A 19,883-nucleotide genomic window follows, 5' to 3' on the forward strand; every position below is an offset into this window, starting at 1 on the left:
TTCGGCCACCACGCACCCTCAGCCTGTGGACAACACTCGCGGAAACTCGCCCAACCAATCCCGCAAATCGGTCATATTTACTCCTAGTGTGACATTGCGCTCGTCCACCCTGTCCACAGGGCTTGCGCACCTGTCCCGCTTCGGTTACTGGGAAGGACGGCCCACGCCATGCCCGCAGATCTCGCCGTCATCGGACTCGGTCATCTCGGCCTGCCCCTGGCCCAGGCCGCCGTCGCCGCCGGCATCTCCACGCTCGGCTACAAAACCGGGCCGGAAGGCGGCTCGCTCACCCCCGCCGACATGCGCCGGATGCTCTCGGGGGGCTTCCGGCCCACGACCAACCCGGCCGAGCTCGGCCGGGTCCGCACCGCCGTCATCTGCGCCCCGACCCCACCCGGCCCGGACGGCGCGCCCGACCTGGGCCAGGTGGCCGCGGCCGCCCGCACACTCGCCGCCAAACTGCGCCCGCACACCACGGTGATCCTGGAGTCGCCGGTGTACCCCGGCACCACGGAGGACTTCCTGCGGCCGCTCCTCGAGGAGGGTTCCGGGCTCCGTGCGGGGCGCGACTTCCACCTGGCGTACTCGCCCAGCCGAGTCGACCCCGGCAACCGCGACTTCACCCCCGCCAACACCCCCAAGGTCATCGGCGGCCTCACCCCCGCCTGCACCGAGTCGGCCGCCGCCTTCTACGGGCGCCTCACCGACAAGGTCGTACGCGCGCGTGGACCACGCGAGGCGGAAACCGTGCAGCTCCTGGAGACCAACTACCGACACGTCAACATCGCCCTGGTCAACGAGATGGCCGTGCTCTGCAACGATCTGGGCGTCGACCTGTGGGACGTCATCCGCTGCGCCGAGACCAAGCCGTTCGGTTTCCAGGCGTTCCGGCCGGGCCCGGGAGTCGGCGGCCACGGCATCCCCCAGGACCTGACCGGCCACTCCACCCGATCGCTCCGGATGGTCGAACTGGCCCAGCAGGTCAACAGCCACATGCCGCAGTACGTCATCCAGCGCGCCGCCGCGCTCCTCAACGAACACGGCAAATCGGCCCGCGCCGCGCGCGTACTCCTCCTCGGCGTCACCTACAAGGCGGACCTCGCCGACCAACAGGGCACGCCCGCCCACGAGATCGCGCTGCGCCTGATGGAACTCGGCGCGTCCGTCAGCTACCACGACCCGCACGTCCCGGCCTGGAGCGTCCTCGGCCGCCCCGTCCCGCGCGCCGACTCCCTCTACGAGGCCGCCGCCGACGCCGACCTCACGATCCTGCTCCAACAGCACCGCACGTACGACCTCCAAGGGCTCTCCGTGAAGGCCCAGCTCCTCCTGGACACGCGGGGCGCCACCCCGACCGGGGCCGCGCACCGCCTCTGACTACGAATGACCACGATTGAGCACAAATGACCACGACTAACTACGAATAACTACGAAGATCCCTCTCCAGAAATCCCTCGCCTGGATGTCGGTGCCGACTGCTAGTGTGCGGGCCGCTGTCGCACACCAGTGCGCCCGCCATCCACACTTCTCCGGGGGATCTCCGTCATGAGCCAGTCCACGCCACCGTCCCAGCCCCAGCCCCAGCCGTCGGACGGCAACCCGTACGCCGCCCAGCAGCCCTCGGGCGGCAACCCGTACGCCGCCCAGCAGCCGCCGCAGGGCAACCCGTTCGCGGGACCGGGACAGCAGCCCGGCTTCGCACCTCCGGCACCCCCCGCGCCGCGCCGCGACAACATCGCCTTCGGCATCGTCGCCGCCGTCGTCGTGGCCCTCGTCACCGCCGGGATCTACGGCACGATCATCGGCAAGACGGAGTACGAGATCGGCTACGCCGCGGTCGCCGTCGGCTTCCTCACCGGCCTCGCGGCGGGCAAGCTCGGCGGCCGCAACCCCGCCCTGCCCTTCGTGAGCGCGATCCTCTCCCTGGGCGCGGTCTACCTGGGACAGCTCATCGGCATGGCGGTGTGGGCGGCCGACGAGACCGGCCTCTCCCTCACCACCATCTTCTTCGACAACTTCAACGTGCTGACCTCGGGCTGGAAGGAGGAGGCCGACGTCATGACCTTCCTCTTCCTCGCCTTCGGCGCCTTCGCCGCCTTCTCGGGCGCGAAGAAGGCCGCCGCGTAACCCGGTGCCGGTCATGGCGAAGGGGCCCGACTCACCTCCAGGTGATCCGGGCCCCTTCGCCATAGGCACTACCTCTTGTGCTGCGAGTCCGCGACCGTCACCTCGACGCGCTGGAACTCCTTGAGCTCGCTGTAGCCGGTGGTGGCCATGGCGCGGCGGAGGGCTCCGAAGATGTTCATGGAGCCGTCCGGGATGTGCGAGGGACCGGTGAGGATCTCCTCGATGGTGCCCACCGTGCCGAGGTCGACCTTCTTGCCGCGCGGCAGCTCCTCGTTGACCGCCTCCATGCCCCAGTGGTTGCCCTTGCCGGGCGCGTCCGTGGCACGGGCCAGCGGGGAGCCCATCATCACGGAGTCGGCGCCGCAGGCGATGGCCTTGGGCAGGTCGCCGGACCAGCCCACACCGCCGTCCGCGATGACGTGCACATACCGGCCGCCGGACTCGTCCATGTAGTCGCGGCGGGCCGCGGCGACGTCCGCGACAGCCGTGGCCATCGGGACCTGGATGCCCAGCACGTTGCGCGTGGTGTGCGCGGCGCCGCCGCCGAAGCCGACCAGGACACCGGCCGCGCCCGTACGCATCAGGTGCAGGGCAGCGGTGTACGTGGCACAGCCACCGACGATCACCGGAACGTCCAGCTCGTAGATGAACTGCTTCAGGTTCAGCGGCTCGGAGGCGCCCGAGACGTGCTCCGCCGACACCGTCGTACCGCGGATGACGAAGATGTCCACGCCCGCGTCCACGACGGCCTTGGAGAACTGTGCCGTGCGCTGCGGGGACAGGGCCGCGGCGGTGACCACGCCCGAGTCGCGCACCTCCTTGATGCGCTGCCCGATCAGCTCCTCCTTGATGGGAGCGGCGTAGATCTCCTGGAGGCGGCGGGTCGCGGTGTCCGCGTCCAGCTCGGCGATCTCGTCGAGCAGCGGCTGCGGGTCCTCGTACCTGGTCCACAGGCCTTCGAGGTTGAGCACGCCCAGGCCGCCCAGCTCACCGATGCGGATCGCGGTGGCCGGGGAGACGACCGAGTCCATCGGGGCGGCCAGGAAGGGCAGCTCGAAGCGGTAGGCGTCGATCTGCCAGGCGATCGAGACCTCCTTCGGGTCCCGCGTACGGCGGCTCGGGACGACGGCGATGTCATCAAAGGCGTACGCCCGACGGCCGCGCTTGCCGCGCCCGATCTCGATCTCAGTCACGTGTTGGCCTTTCCCTCTTCGCTTCTGCGCCTCCCAGTATCCCCGACGCCTACGACAAGGGCGGCCCCGGAACCTCCGGGGCCGCCCGTCGCGAGTCTTGTGATTACCGGTGACTACTTGTTACGGCTGTAGTTCGGTGCCTCGACCGTCATCTGGATGTCGTGCGGGTGGCTCTCCTTGAGGCCCGCCGAGGTGATCCGGACGAACCGGCCGCGCTCCTGGAGCTCGGGGACGGTGCGGCCGCCGACGTAGAACATCGACTGGCGCAGACCGCCGACCAGCTGGTGGACGACCGCGGACAGCGGACCGCGGTAGGGCACCTGGCCCTCGATGCCCTCGGGCACGAGCTTCTCGTCGGAGGCGACGCCCTCCTGGAAGTAGCGGTCCTTGGAGAAGGAGCGCTGGTCGCCACGGGACTGCATGGCACCGAGGGAGCCCATTCCGCGGTACGACTTGAACTGCTTGCCGTTGATGAACAGCAGCTCGCCCGGGGACTCCTCGCAGCCCGCGAGCAGCGAGCCCAGCATCACCGTGTCGGCGCCCGCGACCAGGGCCTTCGCGATGTCGCCGGAGTACTGCAGGCCACCGTCGCCGATGACCGGGACGCCGGCCTCCTTGGCGGCGAGCGACGCTTCGTAGATGGCCGTCACCTGCGGTACGCCGATGCCGGCGACCACGCGGGTCGTGCAGATGGAGCCGGGGCCGACGCCGACCTTGATGCCGTCGACGCCCGCGTCGATGAGGGCCTTGGCGCCGTCACGGGTGGCGATGTTGCCGCCGATGACGTCGACACCGGCGGCGTTCGACTTGATCTTGGCGACCATGTCGCCGACCAGGCGCGAGTGGCCGTGCGCGGTGTCCACGACGATGAAGTCGACGCCCGCCTCGATGAGGGCCTGGGCGCGCTCGAAGGCGTCACCGGCCACGCCGACGGCCGCGCCGACGAGGAGGCGGCCCTCGCTGTCCTTGGCGGCGCCGGGGTACTTCTCGGCCTTCACGAAGTCCTTGACGGTGATGAGGCCCTTGAGGACGCCCGCGTCGTCGACCAGCGGAAGCTTCTCGATCTTGTGGCGGCGCAGCAGCTCCATGGCGTCGGTGCCGGAGATGCCGACCTTGCCGGTGACCAGGGGCATCGGCGTCATGACCTCGCGCACCTGGCGCGAGCGGTCGGTCTCGAAGGCCATGTCACGGTTGGTGACGATGCCGAGCAGCTTGCCGCCGCCGTCGACCACCGGCACGCCGGAGATGCGGAACTTGGCGCAGATCGCGTCCGCCTCGCCGAGCGTCGCGTCCGGGTGCACCGTGATCGGGTCCGTCACCATGCCGGACTCGGAGCGCTTGACCAGGTCGACCTGGTTGGCCTGGTCCTCGATGGACAGGTTGCGGTGCAGTACGCCGACGCCGCCCTGACGGGCCATCGCGATGGCCATGCGGGACTCGGTGACCTTGTCCATCGCGGCGGAGAGCAGCGGGATGTTCACCCGCACGTTCTTCGAGATGTACGAGGCGGTGTCGATCTGGTCGGGCGCCATGTCCGACGCGCCCGGCAGCAGCAGCACGTCGTCGTAGGTCAGCCCGAGTGTCGCGAATTTGGCGGGCACTCCGTCGACGTTGGCAGTCATGACACCTTCCCCAAATGGCCTTGATCGGTGCGGATGTCCATGCTAACGGGAAGCAGGGCTCTCTCATTCCATGGTTCGGGCACCGGGGGTTTCGTAGGTTCGTACGGGGGGAATGGCGGGGCCGTTCATCCGTGGCCCGGAAACTCAGTCCCTGGAAGACCGCTCGCCGGGACCGCACCGAGAAGAAGGCCGACCCGGCGAAGCCCCGGCTACTGCTCCGCCAGCGCGCGCAGCCGGCTCAGCGCCCTGTGCTGAGCCACTCGCACCGCTCCCGGTGACATTCCCAACATCTGGCCCGTCTCCTCGGCCGTGAGGCCCACCGCGATCCTCAGGAGGAGCAGCTCGCGCTGGTTCTCGGGGAGGTTGGCCAGGAGCTTCTTGGCCCACTCGGCGTCGCTGCTGAGCAGGGCGCGCTCCTCGGGGCCGAGGGAGTCGTCGGGGCGCTCGGGCATCTCGTCCGAGGGCACGGCCGTCGCGCCGGGGTGGCGCATCGCCGCACGCTGCAGGTCGGCGACCTTGTGCGCGGCGATGGCGAACACGAACGCCTCGAAGGGGCGCCCGGTGTCCTTGTAGCGCGGCAGTGCCAGGAGCACCGCGACGCAGACCTCCTGCGCCAGGTCCTCCACGAAGTGCCGCGCGCCCCCCGGAAGCCGGGACAGGCGGGTACGGCAGTAGCGGAACGCCAGTGGGTGTACGCGGGCGAGCAGGTCGTGCGTGGCCTGCTCGTCGCCGTCGACCGCGCGATGGACGAGCGCACCGATCACCGTCGTCTCGTCGTCACGCATCGGTCCATGGTGCCTTGGCGTCGTCCTGTCCGCGGCACCGCGTCCGTAGTTGTGCACCGAAGCGTTATGAGCAGGTGCGCCGGAACTCATCTCCTGCGCCCTCCCCTTCCGCTCGACCGACTCGTCCCCGAGAGACTCCACACCTCAAGGATGCGGCATCCGCGGCGAAACGAGCAGCAGACACCCGACGGAGCCTCTTGCCTTCCCCGCCCACCATGAGGTAGGCGGGGTTCGTCGTACCCCCGCGACGGCTCACCTAGCGAACCAGGCCCCACCGGAAACCGAGCGCCACGGCGTGCGCGCGGTCCGAGGCGCCGAGCTTCTTGAAGAGCCGCCGGGCGTGCGTCTTGACGGTGTCCTCGGAGAGGAACAGCTCGCGCCCGATCTCCGCGTTCGACCGGCCGTGGCTCATGCCTTCCAGTACCTGGATCTCACGCGCTGTGAGCGTCGGCGCCGCGCCCATTTCGGCCGACCGCAGTCTGCGCGGGGCGAGCCGCCAGGTGGGGTCGGCGAGCGCCTGGGTCACGGTCGCGCGCAGCTCCGCGCGGGAGGCGTCCTTGTGCAGATAGCCGCGGGCACCGGCGGCGACGGCGAGCGCCACGCCGTCCAGGTCCTCGGCGACGGTGAGCATGATGATGCGCGCACCGGGGTCGGCGGAGAGCAGCCGCCGGACGGTCTCGACGCCGCCCAGACCGGGCATGCGTACGTCCATCAGAATCAGGTCCGAGCGGTCGGCTCCCCAGCGGCGGAGGACTTCCTCGCCGTTGGCCGCCGTCGTCACACGCTCGACGCCGGGCACGGTCGCCACCGCACGACGGAGCGCCTCTCGGGCAAGCGGGGAGTCGTCGCAGACGAGGACGGATGTCATGGCCGCCCTCCGCAGCTGATGCGCGTCACCTTGAGCCTCCAGGCTGGGTACGAATCGTCACCTGTGCGGTTGACACTCGCCGACGGAAACTGCCGCCTGCCCGAGCGCTTGTTCCTTCAACCGCCTCGGCACTCTCAACGATGGTCACTCGAAAGAGTTACGGGGCAGGCGGTCGTCTTCGGCACTCTACGTGAGGGGGCGGACACGGTGCAGACATGCACGACGGACCCTCAACGTTTCACCACAACCCGTGCCCCATTCAGCCTGTTTTCTTCCCATTTGCTGGTGTCTGCGGCTAGATTCGCAATGAGTCATATTTTCATCTCCTTAGATCGTAGATGTACGGTCGATGGGCACATAGCAGCCCAGAACGGCAACAAGGGGACACGCAATGGCAGATTTCTCCCGCCTTCCCGGCCCGAACGCGGACCTCTGGGACTGGCAGCTCCTCGCGGCCTGCCGCGGGGTCGACAGCTCGCTCTTCTTCCACCCTGAGGGCGAGCGCGGTGCGGCACGGAGCGCTCGTGAGAACTCGGCCAAAGAGGTCTGCATGAGATGCCCGGTGCGCGCGCAGTGCGCGGCTCACGCGCTGGCAGTGCGCGAACCGTACGGCGTATGGGGCGGGCTGACCGAGGACGAGCGCGAAGAACTCATGGGACGGGCGCGCAACCGCCTGGTGGCGGCGTCGACCAACGGGAGCGGTTCCGCTTCGAACAACTGAAGGAACGTTTCTGCAGCTGGGCACACGCACTCGTGCCCCCACCTTTGGCGCGGACCCCGCCCATCAGCGCGCCGCCGCCCTCGCCAGCTGGTCCAGCGTCGCTGCCACCGCCGGTACCTGGGCCAGGTCCGGCAGCGTGAGCGCGACGATCTCCCGCCGCACCGGCGGCTCCACGGTCACGGTGCGAGCACCCTTGGGGCGTACCGACTCGATCGCGAGCTCCGGCAGCACAGCGACCCCGAGACCCGCGCCCACCAGGCCGACCACGGCCGGGTAGTCGTCTGTGGCGAAGTCGATGCGGGGCACGAAACCCGCGCCGCGGCATACCTCGACCAGTTGCCCGCGGCAGCGTGAACAGCCCGCGATCCACGGCTCCCCGGCGAGTTCGCCGATCGCGACCGACGTCGCCCGGGCGAGGCGATGCCCCTCGGGGACCAGCCCGACGAGCCGGTCCGTCAGCAGGGGCCGTACGACGAGGTCGTCCCACTCCTCTACGCCCGCCGCGCCCTCGTACCGGAACGCGAGCGCGATGTCGCAGTCGCCGCCTCGGAGCTTCTCGACGGACTCGGGCGGCTCGGCCTCCTCCAGCGAGACCCGGGTGCCGGGGTGCAGGGCGCGCAGGGCGGCGAGGGCCGTGGGGACGAGGGTGGAGCTGCCGCTGGGGAAGGAGACGAGCCGCACCCGGCCCGCGCGCAGGCCCGCGATCGCGGCGACCTCCTCCTCGGCCGCGGTCAGTCCCGCGATGATGCCCGCCGCGTGCCGGACCAGTGCCTCGCCCGCCTGGGTCAGTCGCATCTCCCGGCCGGTGCGGATCAGCAGCGGGGTGCCGACGGACGACTCGAGCGCCTTCATCTGCTGGCTGACGGCGGGCTGGGTGCAGCCCAGCTCTCGTCCCGCCGCCGAGAAGGAGCCGGTGGCGGCGACGGCGCGCAGTACGCGGAGATGACGGGCCTCGATCATCCTTCGAGGATAGGCGGGCATAAGCGAGTCTTGGATGCGGTGGCGAATACCGCATCGACGCTTTGGCCCGCGTCGCCTAGCGTGCTGCCATGAAGCTTCTGTCTCTGAACCTGGGCCGTCCGCAAGCCGTCCCGTACACGGACAAGGCCGTGGGTGGTGTGACCGGCATCGACAAGCAGCCGGTGAGCGGGCCGGTGCGGGTGGAGGCACCCGGCCCCAAGGGGGTCGGCGGGAGCGGGGTGGCGGGGGACGCGGTGTGCGACAAACGCCACCACGGCGGGAACGACCAGGCCGTGTACGCGGTCGCCCGCGAGGACCTGGACGACTGGGAGCGCGAGCTCGGCCGGCCACTGTCCAACGGCATGTTCGGCGAGAACCTCACCACGGTGGGGCTCGACGTGTCCGGCGCGCGGATCGGCGAGCGCTGGCGCGTCGGCTCCGAGGTGGTCCTGGAGGTCACCTGCGGGCGCATCCCCTGCAGTACCTTCCAGGGGCATGTCGGCGAGCGGGGCTGGGTGAAGCGGTTCACGCAGAAGGGCGCGCCCGGCGCGTATCTGCGGGTGATCGAGCCGGGCGACATCCGGGCGGGCGACCCGATCGAGGTCGTGCACCGACCGGACCACGACGTGACGGTCGCACTCCAGTTCCGCGCCGTCACGACCGAACGGGAGCTGTTGGCGCGGCTGTTGGCCGCGGGCGAGGCACTGCACCCGGAGTCGCGCGCGGCGGCGGAGAAGTACGTGGCGCAGCAGGGCCGTTAGAGCCTGCCCGGCCCACGTGCGACGGCCGCGGCACCCCGCTCCGGAACACGCGCGACGGCCACGTCGTTACCTGGGCGGAGCCCGCGCGGGCAGAGCCCGTGCGGCGACCGTGTCGGTGCGTGCGGAGAACTCGTGGAGCATGGTCTGTCGTTGGGTGGTCGGGGGCGCGGTACCCCTGGTCAGGTCACTAGCCTTGGGCCATGACAACGGCTCTGATTACGGGATCGACCGCGGGCATCGGCGCCGCCTTCGCGCGGCGCCTGGCGGCTGACGGCCACAACCTCGTGCTGGTGGCGCGCGACACCGAGCGACTGGGCGAGCAGGCGACCGAACTGCACGACCGCCACGGCATCGAGGCGGAGGTGCTGACGGCGGACCTGGCGACCGACGCGGGCATCGAGGCGGTGGCCACGCGGCTGAGCGACCGCAAGAACCCGGTCGACCTGCTGATCAACAACGCGGGCTTCGGCAACAAGGGCCACTACCTCGACGTATCGATGGCCGACGAGCTGACGATGCTCAAGGTGCACTGCGAGGCGGTGCTGCGGCTGACGTCGGCGGCTGCCACGGCCATGCGGGAGCGCGGCCGGGGCGGAGTCGTCAACGTCGCGTCGGTGGCCGCGTTCGTGCCGCGGGGCACCTACGGAGCGTCCAAGGCGTGGGTCGTGCAGTTCACGCAGGGCGCGGCGAAGGATCTGGCGGGCACCGGCGTACGGCTGATGGCGCTGGCCCCCGGCTTCGTGCGCACCGAGTTCCACCAGCGGGCCGGCATGGGCACGGACAACATCCCGAACTGGATGTGGCTCGACGCGGACAAGCTGGTCGCGACGGCGCTCGCGGACCTGGCCCGCGGCAAGACGCTGTCCATCCCCGACGCCCGCTACAAGGCGCTCATGGGCGTGGTGAAGGTGACACCGCGGGCGCTGCTGGGCGGGATCACGTCGAAGACCGGGCGGAAGTACGGGCCGGAGTAGAAGTACGGACCGCAGTAGAAGTACGGACCGCAGCAAGAAACCGCGGTAAGAGACCACAGCAGGAAGCCACAGCAGGAAGCCACAGCAGGAAGCCACAGCAAGAAGCCACAGCAAGAAGCGGTGACGCCGCCGTCCCAGTGGGAAAATGGACGCATCAGCCGGACCCAGGGGGGCCGGGAGGCGGCGTCATGACATTTGTGCAGCTCATCGACTGCAAGACCAGCCGATTCGATGAGATGAACCGGCTCATGGACACATGGGCCGAGCTGACCAAGGGCAAGCGGACCGCGACACACAACATCATCGGCAAGGACCGGTCCGACGCGAGCCACTTCATAGAGATCGTGGAGTTCCTCTCGTTCGACGAGGCGATGCGGAACTCGAATCTCCCCGAGACCGACAAGATCTTCCGGGAGATGGTGGCACTCTGCGACGAGATGCCCACGTTCACCGACCTGGACGTGGTCCGTGACGAACAGCTCTACGCGGCGAACATCCGCAGGTTCTTCGAGACGGTGGCCGTCCAGGGTGAACTGCCACCGCTCAACAGCCTGCTCGCGGAGAACTACCACGACCACGATCCCGCCAACGAGCAGGACAACCTCGGCCTCGACGCGATGTGGCGCGAGATCGAGATGTGGCGCCGCGCGTTCGACTTCACGTTCACCGTCGAGGACCAGATCTCCGAGGGCGACCGTGTCTGCACGCGGTGGACCTGGAACGGCACCCACACGGGCGACTTCCTGGGGATTCCCTCGACCGGCACGCAGGCCACCATGACCGGGACGACCATCTTCCGGTGCCGCGAGGACGGGAAGATCGTCGAGGGCTGGTGGCAGTACGACCGGCTGGGGCTGATGGCTCAACTCGGGGCGCTGGACGCACTGGAGAACTAGCGAGGCGAAGGCACGTACGGGAGAAGCCCCCGTTCCCTGCGGAACGGGGGCTTCTTCAGGAGTCGGTGACTCAGTGGGCGTGCCCGTGGCCGTGGCCGTGACCGGCGTCGGCCTCTTCCTCGGCCGGCTTCTCGACGACCAGGGTCTCGGTCGTGAGCAGCAGGGAGGCGATGGACGCGGCGTTCTCCAGGGCGGAGCGGGTGACCTTGACCGGGTCGATGACGCCGGCCTTGACCAGGTCGCCGTACTCACCGGTGGCGGCGTTGAAGCCCTGGCCCTTGTCGAGCTCGGCGACCTTGGAGGTGATGACGTAACCCTCCAGGCCGGCGTTCTCGGCGATCCAGCGCAGCGGCTCGACGGCGGCGCGGCGGACGACCGCGACACCCGTGGCCTCGTCGCCGGTCTTGCCGAGGTTGCCCTCGAGGATCTTCACGGCGTGGACGAGCGCGGAGCCACCACCGGAGACGATGCCCTCCTCGACCGCGGCGCGGGTCGCGGAGATGGCGTCCTCCAGACGGTGCTTCTTCTCCTTCAGCTCCACCTCGGTGGCGGCGCCGACCTTGATCACGCATACGCCGCCGGCCAGCTTCGCGAGGCGCTCCTGGAGCTTCTCGCGGTCCCAGTCGGAGTCGGTGTTCTCGATCTCGGCCTTGATCTGGTTGACACGGCCCACGACGGCCTCGTGGTCGCCGCCACCGTCGACGACCGTGGTGTCGTCCTTGGTGACCGTCACGCGGCGGGCGGTGCCCAGCACGTCCAGGCCGACCTGGTCGAGCTTGAGGCCGACCTCTTCGGCGATGACCTGACCGCCGGTGAGGGTGGCGAGGTCGCCCAGCATCGCCTTGCGGCGGTCACCGAAGCCCGGGGCCTTGACGGCCACGGCGTTGAACGTGCCGCGGATCTTGTTCACGACCAGGGTCGACAGGGCCTCGCCCTCGACGTCCTCGGCGATGATCAGCAGCGGCTTGGAGGCGTTGGCCTGGATGACCTTCTCCAGCAGCGGCAGCAGGTCCTGGATGGAGCTGATCTTGCCCTGGTGGATGAGGATGTACGGGTCGTCGAGGACGGCCTCCATACGCTCCTGGTCGGACACCATGTACGGGGACAGGTAGCCCTTGTCGAAGGCCATGCCCTCGGTGAAGTCCAGCTCCAGGCCGAAGGTGTTGGACTCCTCGACGGTGATGACACCGTCCTTGCCGACCTTGTCCATCGCCTCGGCGATGAGCTCGCCGACCTGCGGGTCCTGGGCGGAGAGCGCGGCGACGGCGGCGATGTCGGACTTCTCGTCGATCGGGCGGGCGGTCGCGAGGAGTTCCTCGGACACGGCCTTGACCGCGGCGTCGATGCCCTTCTTGAGCAGCGCCGGGGAGGCACCCGCGGCGACGTTCTTCAGGCCCTCGCGGACGAGCGCCTGGGCCAGCACGGTGGCGGTGGTCGTACCGTCACCCGCGATGTCGTTGGTCTTGGTCGCCACCTCCTTCACCAGCTGGGCGCCGAGGTTCTCGTACGGGTCGTCGAGCTCGACCTCGCGGGCGATGGTGACGCCGTCGTTGGTGATGGTGGGAGCGCCGAACTTCTTGTCGATGACGACGTTGCGGCCCTTGGGGCCGATCGTCACCTTGACCGTGTCGGCAAGCTTGTTGACGCCGCGCTCGAGGGCGCGACGGGCGTCCTCGTCGAACTTCAGGATCTTCGCCATGGGAGCGATTCAGCCCTCTCGGAAATCTTGGGAGAACGAACTGCGCCCCCGGCGCCCGGCTTGTTGAAGGTCGCGGGGGTCAGGGGCGCAGCTCACTGCAAAACTGGGGTGAATTACTTCTCGATGATCGCGAGCACGTCGCGAGCCGAGAGGACGAGGTACTCCTCGCCGTTGTACTTCACCTCGGTGCCGCCGTACTTGCTGTACAGCACGACATCGCCGACGGTGACGTCGAGCGGAAGACGGTTACCGTCCTCGAAGCGCCCCGGGCCCACGGCAAGGACGACGCCCTCCTGGGGCTTCTCCTTCGCGGTGTCCGGGATGACCAGGCCAGAGGCCGTGGTCTGCTCGGCGTCGAGCGGCTGGACCACAATGCGGTCCTCGAGCGGCTTGATGGCAACCTTGGAGCTGGCGGTCGTCACGATCCGACCTCCCCCTTCGGAGATCTCACGGGGTGAACTGTCTGAGGTTGCGACCAGGTGGATCCGTCGTCGCGGGTGCCGGACCTGCCCGTCGCTATTGGCACTCTCCAGTGGGGAGTGCCAGACCTGAGACTATGACCGCGATTAGCACTCGGTCAAGCGGAGTGCCAACGCGGCGCCGACAACCCGGTAAAACCTCGAAGGTTCGCCCGCTGCGTCAGCGGCTGTCTCAGGCAGTCCTCCGGCTCCTCAGAGATAGTCCTCCAGCCGCGCCGGTGTGAACCCCTCCGCCTGGATGCGCCGGAGCAGCCGGGTCGTCGCCTCCGTGAGGTTGGGATCGTCGAATCCGGACAGGATGTCGCCCGCCCGCAGCCGTCCCTCGTCGGCCTCCCGCCCCAGCACGACGGCCGCCACCCCGCAGTCGGCGGCGGCGCGCAGCGTGGTGGTGTCGTACGTGCCGTACGGGGGCCGGAAGAGCCGGGGGCGGATGCCGAAGCGTGCCTTGAGCTTGTCCTGCTGGCCGCAGATCTCGGCCCGCTGGCCCACGTACGGCAGGCCGCGCAGCGAGGCGTGGTCGAGGGTGTGGTTCTGCACGCTCGCGCCGACCGCCCGCAGTCGCGCGAAGTGCCCGTACCCCGGCCCGACGACACTGTCCGTGAGGAACATGCTGACCGGCAGCCGCAGTTCACGGACCATGTCGACGAACCGCGGATCGCGCTCGGCGCCGTCGTCGTACGTCAGGAAGACCACCTTGTCGCGGGTGGGAACGCGGTCCACGACCGGCACCAGCCCCGGCCCCGCCGCGCGGATGGCGGTCCGGGCGGGCGGTTTCGGCACGGGGGCGAACGGGGCCGGCAGCCCCCAGCGGCGGTACGTCGCCAGGGTCGGCCCGTGCGGCCGCGCCTCGCGCACCTCCTGGGCGGCCTTCTTGCCCAGCCGCTCGATCGGGTCGACGGACTGGGCGCAGCCGGCGCTCCCGGCCAGGAGTGCGGCGGCGAGCGCCCCGGCGGCCAACGCCCACGCCCTCACAGGTAGTCCTCCAGTCGCGCCACCGCGTACCCCTTGTCGGTGACCTTCTTCAGGAACCGGCGGACCATGTCGGCCATCGTGCCGTCCCACTCCCCCTTGCCACGGAAGTGGGTGAGGACGATGTCGCCGGGGTGCAGGTTCTGGTCCCACTCGCGGTACTCCCAGTGGTCGACGTAGACCTCCTCGGCCCAGATCGGGGCGTACTTGATGCCGCAGGACTTGGCGGCGCGCAGGGTGTCTCTGTTGTAGTTGCCGTAGGGCGGCCGGAAGAGCTTGGGGCGCTTGCCGAACTGTTTCTTCATCACCGTCTGCATGCCGCAGATCTCGTACTTCTGCTCCTTGTACGACAGTCCGGGCAGGTAGGGGTGGTGCAGCGTGTGGTTGTTGAGGCCGACGCCCCGGTCGCGCATCTTCCGGAAGTACCCGTAGTTGTCCTTGACCAGGTAGTTGCTGAGGAAGGCGGTGTACGGGATCTTCAGGTCGCTCATCATCCGCAGGAACTTCGGGTCCTTCTCCTCACCGTCGTCGATGGTGAGGAAGACGACCTTGTCCTTGGTGGGGATGGTGGTGAAGACCGGCGGCAGGTCGAACTCTTCCTGGCCCGTGACCTCGAATCCTTCGCGGGCCTTGATGACCGGTTTCCTGGCAGGGGCGGGCGGCGCGATCAGGGGGGTCTCGGCCAGCCCCCAGCGCTCGGCCGCGGCGACGCGTTCCGCGTGCGCCTGGCGCAGTCTGGCGGCGTACGCGTCGAGGGCGCGGGCCTCGGGCGCGTGCAGTGCCTGCTGACCGTCGCCGTCGGCGCAGCCGGACGTGAGGGAGGCGACGGCGAGTACGGCGATCCCGCTCCACACAGCAGCCCGCTTCGTGCGGTTTTTATCATTTTGTCGGACTGGTCGCATGGTGCCGGATCCTTCCAGGCCTTGGCCCGTACGGCGGCCCCGACACCGCGATCGAAAGCGCACCGTCCACCGACTGGCCCACACCGGCCCGGTTGGCCCCCAGTGGCCCGCATGGGCCCACAATGGGCCGGTGAACGACCTCTCCTTCGCCTCTCTCCTCACCCCCGAGGGCCGCGCCCTGCTCGACGAGGTGCGCGGCACCGAACCGGCCCAGGAGCTCGCCGTCGCCACCCGGCTGCGCCGTGAGCACCCGGCCGAGCTGGTCTCGGCGGCGCTCTCGCAGGCGCGGCTGCGGCAGCGGGCGGCGGCGAAGTTCGGGCCCGAGGACGCGGAACGGATGTTCTTCACCCCCAACGGGGTCGAGCAGTCGACCCGTACGACGGTCGCCACGCACCGTGCGCGACGATTCGCGGAACTGGGCGTCCGCACCGTCGCCGACCTCTGCTCCGGCATCGGCGGCGACGCGATCGCGCTCGCCCGCGCCGGGATCCGGGTCCTCGCCGTGGACCACGACCCCCTGACGGTGGCGGCGGCCCGCGCGAACGCCGACGCGCTGGGCCTCGCGGACCTGATCGAGGTGCGCGAGGCGGATGTCACGGAGGTCGACACGGAGCCGTACGACGCGGTCTTCGTGGACCCTGCGCGGCGCGGCGGCCGGGGCCGGATCTTCGACCCCGAGGCGTACTCGCCACCGCTGTCATGGGCGATCGGAACGGCCCTGAAGGCCCCGCTCGCCGCCCTCAAGATCGCCCCCGGCATCCCCCACGAGGCCGTCCCCGCCGAGGCGGAGGCCGAATGGATCTCGGACGGCGGAGACGTGAAGGAGGCGGTGCTGTGGTTCGGCACGGAGCCGGGCCTGGTCCGGGCGACCCTGCTGCCGGGGCCGCGAGTACTGCGGGGACGTCGGCTGCCGGATCCTTCCGTCCGACCGGTCGGGCGTTACCTGTACGAGCCCGACGGCGCCGTCATCCGGGCCCATCTGGTGGCGGAGGTCGCCGAGGAGTTGGACGGAGGACTCATCGACGAGACCATCGCGTACATCACGGCGGACGAACTGCGGGCGACACCGTACGCCGCCGCATACGAGATCACCGATCACCTCCACTTCAGCGTCAAGAAGTTGAAGGCACTGCTGCGGGAGCGGGAGGTCGGCATCCTGACCGTGAAGAAGCGGGGTTCGGCCGTCGAGCCGGAGGAGTTGCGCAAGAAGGTCAAGCCCCACGGCCCCCACTCGGCCACCGTCTTCCTGACCCGGGTGGCGGGGGCGCCGACGATGCTGATCGGACACCCGGCATAGGTGGGGATTCACCACCCTCGGCGACGGAACCGGACAGGGCCGCCGCCCGAAATACGGTGGAACCGCCCCGGTCCCCCTGATTAGGGTCCACGGATGAGCACTCGCACCTTCCGCATCATGGTCCGCGGCGTCTTCGACGGACTCAGCACCGAGCAACGCGCTGAACTCCTGAACCGCGCGCCGGCGCACGACATACTGCGCGCGGCCTTCACCGCCGAGGGGCACCTCAGTTACGACCTCGCCGCCCGGACCGCCTTCACCTTCCGGTTCCTGGACTCCGGAGAGGCCGAGGAGGACATCCTGGAGGCGACCGAACGCGCCGAAGCCGCCGCGGAAGCGTGGCTGACCGAGCACGGCTACGGCTACAAGAACCTCCGGTCCCAGGCCGAGGACCTGTCCCAGGCCCCCCTCGGTAAACGGCAGCGTCGCGCCGCCGCCGGCAAGGATCACTGACCTCCCGAGCGAGGGCCTGCGCGTCCGCACCTGACGGCGGCAGTCCCGGCCGGGCCTTCGGCGGCCGGTCGGTCGAGACCCACCGCCCGTTCCTCAAGAAGCGCGCGTTCGCGGGCGTTACGGGCGAGCAGCGCGGCCCGCTCGAACTCGGCCCGCGCCTCCGCCGTACGCCCGAGGCGGGCGAGCAGGTCGCCGCGCACGCTGGGCAGCAAGTGATAGCCGCGCAGAGCCGGTTCGGTGGCGAGGGTGTCGACGATGGCGAGGGCGGGTTCCGGGCCGTCGGCCATGGAGACGGCGACTGCGCGGTTCAGTTCGATGACGGGGGAAGGGGAGCGGGTCGCCAGCAGGCCGTACAGGGTGGCGATCTGGTGCCAGTCCGTGTCCTCGTACGCGTACGCCTGGGCGTGGCAGGCGGCGATGGCGGCCTGGAGGGCGTACGGGCCGGGGGCGCCGGCGCTGACGGCGTTCGCGCGGGTGAGAGCGGCGAAGCCGCGGCGGATCAGCAGGCGGTTCCAGCGGCTGCGGTTCTGGTCCTTGAGAAGGACCGGTTCGCCGGACGGGCCGGTGCGGGCGGCAGCGCGGGAGCTTTGGAGCTCCAACAGGGCGACCAGCCCATGCACTTCGGGGTCCTTGGGCATCAGCTCGGCGAGGACGCGGGCCAGGCGCAGGGCGTCCTCGCACAGGGCGGGGCGCAGCAGGTCGTCGCCCGCCGTGGCCGCGTACCCCTCGTTGAAGATCAAATAAATGACCTCGAGCACAGACCCGAGACGGGCCTCGCGCTCCGGGCCGTACGGAACCTCGAAGGCGACCCCCTTCGTCGCCAGCGTCCGCTTGGCGCGCACGATGCGCTGGGCGATGGTCGGCTCCGGAGCGAGGTAGGCCCGGGCGATCTCGGGGGTGGTCAGGCCGCCGAGGAGGCGCAGCGTGAGCGCGATGCGGGCTTCGGCGGAGAGGACGGGGTGGCAGGCGGTGAAGACGAGGCGGAGGAGGTCGTCGTCGATGTCGTCCGGGTCGGCGGGTTCGTCGAGGTGGTGCGGCGCGGACAGGGAAAGGTCCCGTCCGACCTCCTCCAGCTTACGGGCGTAGCGCTCCCGGCGGCGTACGAGGTCGATCGCGCGGTGTTTGGCCGTGGCCATGAGCCAGGCGCCCGGGTTGTCCGGGACGCCGTCCCGCGGCCACTGCTCCAGGGCCGCGACCAGGGCGTCCTGGGCGAGTTCCTCGGCGATGCCCACGTCGCGGACGATGCGGGTGACGCCGGCGATGATGCGGGGCGACTCGATCCGGAAGGCGGTTGCGATGGATCCGCGCGGGTCGGCGGTGGGCTGCTGTTCCACAGCCCACCATCAGACACCCGCGGCGGGCACAGGCCAAGAACCGCCGGGCCCTCCGCTCAGCCCTCCATGATCTCCCGCACCTCGCAGGTCACCGTCCAGTGCTCCTCGTGCACTTTCAGGAACCGCTTGGTCCACTCGATGGCCTCGGCCATGTCCTTGCACTGCATGAGCACGTAGCCGCCGACGACCTCCTTGGACTCGGTGAAGGGCCCGTCGGTGACGGACAGCTGCCCGCCCGCCCAGTGCACCCGCTTGCCCTGAGCGGACGGCGTCAACCCGGCGTTGTCGAGCATGACCCCCGCCTTGGTGATCTCCTCCAGCAGCTCCCCCATCCGCTGAATCAGCTCGGGGCTGGGGCCCTCGGCGGGCGCGGTGTTCTCGTCGATCTGGATGAGCGACAGGTAGCGCGGCATGGTGACTCCTCGGGTCTCTTGGGTCCCGGAGGCCGGGCTTCTCCTGGCCTCTCACCCCTGCGTCGAACGGGAGACACCGGTTTCGACATCGTCTCCGGATTTCTTGGCAAGTTTTTCGGGCGGCTCAGTCGGCGAAGTCCTTCAGCTTCTCGGTGTCCAGGGTGAAGCCGACGGGATCGGGCAGTTCCATCATCGAGCCGAACGCACGCGTGGTGAGAGAGCGGTAGGCGCCGCCCTCGGGATCGGCGCACACGGTCACGCTGTCCGTGTCCCGGTCGACGACTGGCGTTACCTGTTGACGTACCGGGTCACTTGAGCGAAGCCCACAGCTCGCTCGCCTCCGGCTCGTCCGCCACCACCCGGTTGGGATTCGAGGGAGCCGTCACGACGGGCATCGTGACCGTCTTCACCTCGTCCGAGGACAGGGACTTGAGACTCTGGCCGAGTTTCATCAGCTCGCCCAGCGAGTCGAGACCCGTGTCCGTCGTCAGGCTGCCGGTGACCGCGTCGGCGACCTTGTAGAGCTTGGTGGGGCTGGTCAGGAGGGACGTCGAGGAGATCTGTTCCAGCAGCGCCTTCACCAGCTTCTGCTGGAGGCCTATGCGGCCGAGGTCGCTGCCGTCGCCTATGCCGTGGCGGGTGCGGGCCAGGGCCAGGGCCTGGGTGCCGTCCAGGTGGTGCGTGCCCGCCTTCAGGGTCAGGTGGCTGTCGTCGTCGTCGATGTCCTCGTCCGTCGTGACCGTGACGCCGCCGAGCGCGTCCACCAGGTCGGCGAAGCCCGAGAAGTCGATTTCGATGACGTGGTCCATGCGCACGTCCGTCATGGACTCGACGGTCTTCACCGCGCAGACCGGGCCGCCGACCGAGTACGCGCTGTTGAACATCGCGTTGTACGACACCGAGGTCGTCCCCCCGGACGACGTCGGGCACGACGGGCGGGTCACCAGGGTGTCCCGGGGGATGCTCACCACCGTCGCCTCGGTGCGGCCCTCGTCGATGTGGACGACCATCGCCGTGTCCGAGCGGGCACCCGAGCTGTTGCCGCCGCCGAGTGCCGCGTTCTCCTCGCCGCTGCGCGAGTCGGAGCCGAGGACCAGGATGTTCAGGGCCCCACTGGGGAGAGGGGCGGCGGAGGCCGACGCCGATGCCGACGGGGTCGAGACCACCTTCGCCGGGCGGTTGTCGCCCAGCGCGCTGTTGATGTCCACGCTCTTGATGTTGCGGTTCAGGTGCCAGTAGGCCCAGCCCGCCCCGGCGGCGGAGAGCACGAGGACGCCGGCGAGCGCGACACCGGCGGCTTTCAGCAGCCCTCGCCGTCGGCCCCCGCGTCTCGCCGCGTCCCCGTTCTCATCCCCACGCTCGTCCCCGTGCTCGTCTTCTCCGGCCACGCAGAGGAACGTAAGTCCGAATTATTACGAGCAGGAACACCT

Annotated in this window: 21 protein-coding genes; 8 read left to right on the forward strand and 13 right to left on the reverse strand. The window is 69.7% G+C overall.

Features of this window, described 5'->3' with window-relative positions:
• Window positions 1-168: 168 nt before the first annotated feature.
• The gene (locus ACX28W_RS30835; protein WP_459003066.1) at window positions 169-1,377 is read left to right on the forward strand and encodes a nucleotide sugar dehydrogenase; all 1,209 of its coding nucleotides are present in this window, start codon (window positions 169-171) and stop codon (window positions 1,375-1,377) included.
• 168 nt (window positions 1,378-1,545) lie between these two features.
• Entirely contained in the window at window positions 1,546-2,127 is a 582-nt protein-coding gene (locus ACX28W_RS30840; protein ID WP_459003067.1) for a hypothetical protein, read from the forward strand.
• 68 nt (window positions 2,128-2,195) lie between these two features.
• Here ACX28W_RS30840 and ACX28W_RS30845 read toward each other — a convergent pair whose 3' ends face one another.
• From ACX28W_RS30845 to ACX28W_RS30860, 4 genes are all read right to left on the reverse strand, one after another.
• Window positions 2,196-3,320 carry a GuaB3 family IMP dehydrogenase-related protein gene (locus ACX28W_RS30845; RefSeq protein WP_459003068.1) on the reverse strand — a complete coding sequence of 375 codons (1,125 nt, stop codon included), beginning with the start codon at window positions 3,318-3,320 and terminating at the stop codon, window positions 2,196-2,198.
• A 113-nt stretch (window positions 3,321-3,433) separates the two neighbouring features.
• Window positions 3,434-4,942 (reverse strand): IMP dehydrogenase, encoded by a 1,509-nt coding sequence (gene guaB, locus ACX28W_RS30850; RefSeq protein ID WP_459003069.1) that lies wholly within the window; start codon window positions 4,940-4,942, stop codon window positions 3,434-3,436.
• A gap of 209 nt (window positions 4,943-5,151) precedes the next feature.
• Complete coding sequence (locus ACX28W_RS30855; RefSeq protein ID WP_362065608.1) at window positions 5,152-5,727, reverse strand: sigma-70 family RNA polymerase sigma factor; 576 nt, start codon at window positions 5,725-5,727, stop codon at window positions 5,152-5,154.
• A gap of 256 nt (window positions 5,728-5,983) precedes the next feature.
• Window positions 5,984-6,595, reverse strand: a complete 612-nt coding sequence (locus ACX28W_RS30860; RefSeq protein ID WP_003948568.1) for a response regulator transcription factor — start codon at window positions 6,593-6,595, stop codon at window positions 5,984-5,986.
• A 391-nt stretch (window positions 6,596-6,986) separates the two neighbouring features.
• Here ACX28W_RS30860 and ACX28W_RS30865 point away from each other — a divergent pair, with 391 nt between their 5' ends.
• Entirely contained in the window at window positions 6,987-7,316 is a 330-nt protein-coding gene (locus ACX28W_RS30865; RefSeq protein ID WP_362065605.1) for a WhiB family transcriptional regulator, read from the forward strand.
• Between the two features lie 63 nt (window positions 7,317-7,379).
• On the opposite strand, the gene ACX28W_RS30870 is transcribed toward ACX28W_RS30865, so the two are convergent.
• Window positions 7,380-8,276 (reverse strand): LysR family transcriptional regulator, encoded by an 897-nt coding sequence (locus tag ACX28W_RS30870; protein WP_459003071.1) that lies wholly within the window; start codon window positions 8,274-8,276, stop codon window positions 7,380-7,382.
• 89 nt (window positions 8,277-8,365) lie between these two features.
• On the opposite strand from ACX28W_RS30870, the gene ACX28W_RS30875 reads away from it, so the two are divergent.
• From ACX28W_RS30875 to ACX28W_RS30885, 3 genes are all read left to right on the forward strand, one after another.
• A complete protein-coding gene (locus ACX28W_RS30875) occupies window positions 8,366-9,037 on the forward strand; it encodes an MOSC domain-containing protein (protein ID WP_459003072.1) in 672 nt (223 codons plus the stop codon).
• Between the two features lie 200 nt (window positions 9,038-9,237).
• On the forward strand, window positions 9,238-10,011 hold the full coding sequence (locus tag ACX28W_RS30880; RefSeq protein ID WP_459003073.1) for an SDR family NAD(P)-dependent oxidoreductase: 774 nt from the start codon (window positions 9,238-9,240) through the stop codon (window positions 10,009-10,011).
• Window positions 10,012-10,199: 188 nt separating this feature from the next.
• Complete coding sequence (locus tag ACX28W_RS30885) at window positions 10,200-10,907, forward strand: ester cyclase (RefSeq protein ID WP_459003074.1); 708 nt, start codon at window positions 10,200-10,202, stop codon at window positions 10,905-10,907.
• A gap of 70 nt (window positions 10,908-10,977) precedes the next feature.
• Here the strand turns inward: ACX28W_RS30885 and groL are convergent, their stop codons facing one another.
• The 4 genes from groL to ACX28W_RS30905 form a co-directional block, all read right to left on the reverse strand.
• A complete protein-coding gene (groL, locus tag ACX28W_RS30890) occupies window positions 10,978-12,606 on the reverse strand; it encodes a chaperonin GroEL (RefSeq protein ID WP_362065590.1) in 1,629 nt (542 codons plus the stop codon).
• Between the two features lie 113 nt (window positions 12,607-12,719).
• The gene (gene groES / locus ACX28W_RS30895; protein ID WP_077796719.1) at window positions 12,720-13,028 is read right to left on the reverse strand and encodes a co-chaperone GroES; all 309 of its coding nucleotides are present in this window, start codon (window positions 13,026-13,028) and stop codon (window positions 12,720-12,722) included.
• Between the two features lie 249 nt (window positions 13,029-13,277).
• On the reverse strand, window positions 13,278-14,057 hold the full coding sequence (locus ACX28W_RS30900) for a polysaccharide deacetylase family protein (protein ID WP_459003075.1): 780 nt from the start codon (window positions 14,055-14,057) through the stop codon (window positions 13,278-13,280).
• Window positions 14,054-14,956: a polysaccharide deacetylase family protein gene (locus ACX28W_RS30905; protein ID WP_459003077.1), complete on the reverse strand. Its 903-nt coding sequence runs from the start codon at window positions 14,954-14,956 to the stop codon at window positions 14,054-14,056. Before ACX28W_RS30905 ends, ACX28W_RS30900 begins: the two co-directional genes overlap by 4 nt.
• Before the next feature lie 130 nt (window positions 14,957-15,086).
• On the opposite strand from ACX28W_RS30905, the gene ACX28W_RS30910 reads away from it, so the two are divergent.
• Together ACX28W_RS30910 and ACX28W_RS30915 are read left to right on the forward strand one after the other, a co-directional pair.
• Complete coding sequence (locus ACX28W_RS30910) at window positions 15,087-16,253, forward strand: class I SAM-dependent methyltransferase (RefSeq protein WP_459003079.1); 1,167 nt, start codon at window positions 15,087-15,089, stop codon at window positions 16,251-16,253.
• A 93-nt stretch (window positions 16,254-16,346) separates the two neighbouring features.
• Window positions 16,347-16,706 carry a DUF6204 family protein gene (locus ACX28W_RS30915; RefSeq protein WP_459003081.1) on the forward strand — a complete coding sequence of 120 codons (360 nt, stop codon included), beginning with the start codon at window positions 16,347-16,349 and terminating at the stop codon, window positions 16,704-16,706.
• On the opposite strand, the gene ACX28W_RS30920 is transcribed toward ACX28W_RS30915, so the two are convergent.
• The 4 genes from ACX28W_RS30920 to ACX28W_RS30935 all read right to left on the reverse strand — a co-directional run bounded on the left by ACX28W_RS30920 (window position 16,700) and on the right by ACX28W_RS30935 (window position 19,841).
• The gene (locus ACX28W_RS30920; protein ID WP_459003083.1) at window positions 16,700-18,040 is read right to left on the reverse strand and encodes an RNA polymerase sigma factor; all 1,341 of its coding nucleotides are present in this window, start codon (window positions 18,038-18,040) and stop codon (window positions 16,700-16,702) included. The two genes, ACX28W_RS30915 and ACX28W_RS30920, sit on opposite strands and share 7 nt — an antisense overlap.
• 56 nt (window positions 18,041-18,096) lie before the next feature.
• Window positions 18,097-18,453, reverse strand: a complete 357-nt coding sequence (locus ACX28W_RS30925) for a YciI family protein (protein WP_459003085.1) — start codon at window positions 18,451-18,453, stop codon at window positions 18,097-18,099.
• 124 nt (window positions 18,454-18,577) lie between these two features.
• Window positions 18,578-18,712: a hypothetical protein gene (locus ACX28W_RS30930; RefSeq protein WP_459003087.1), complete on the reverse strand. Its 135-nt coding sequence runs from the start codon at window positions 18,710-18,712 to the stop codon at window positions 18,578-18,580.
• Window positions 18,713-18,761: 49 nt separating this feature from the next.
• Window positions 18,762-19,841 carry an LCP family protein gene (locus tag ACX28W_RS30935; RefSeq protein WP_459003089.1) on the reverse strand — a complete coding sequence of 360 codons (1,080 nt, stop codon included), beginning with the start codon at window positions 19,839-19,841 and terminating at the stop codon, window positions 18,762-18,764.
• Window positions 19,842-19,883 lie beyond the last annotated feature (42 nt).

It is taken from the genome of Streptomyces sp. SD15 (assembly GCF_054462255.1).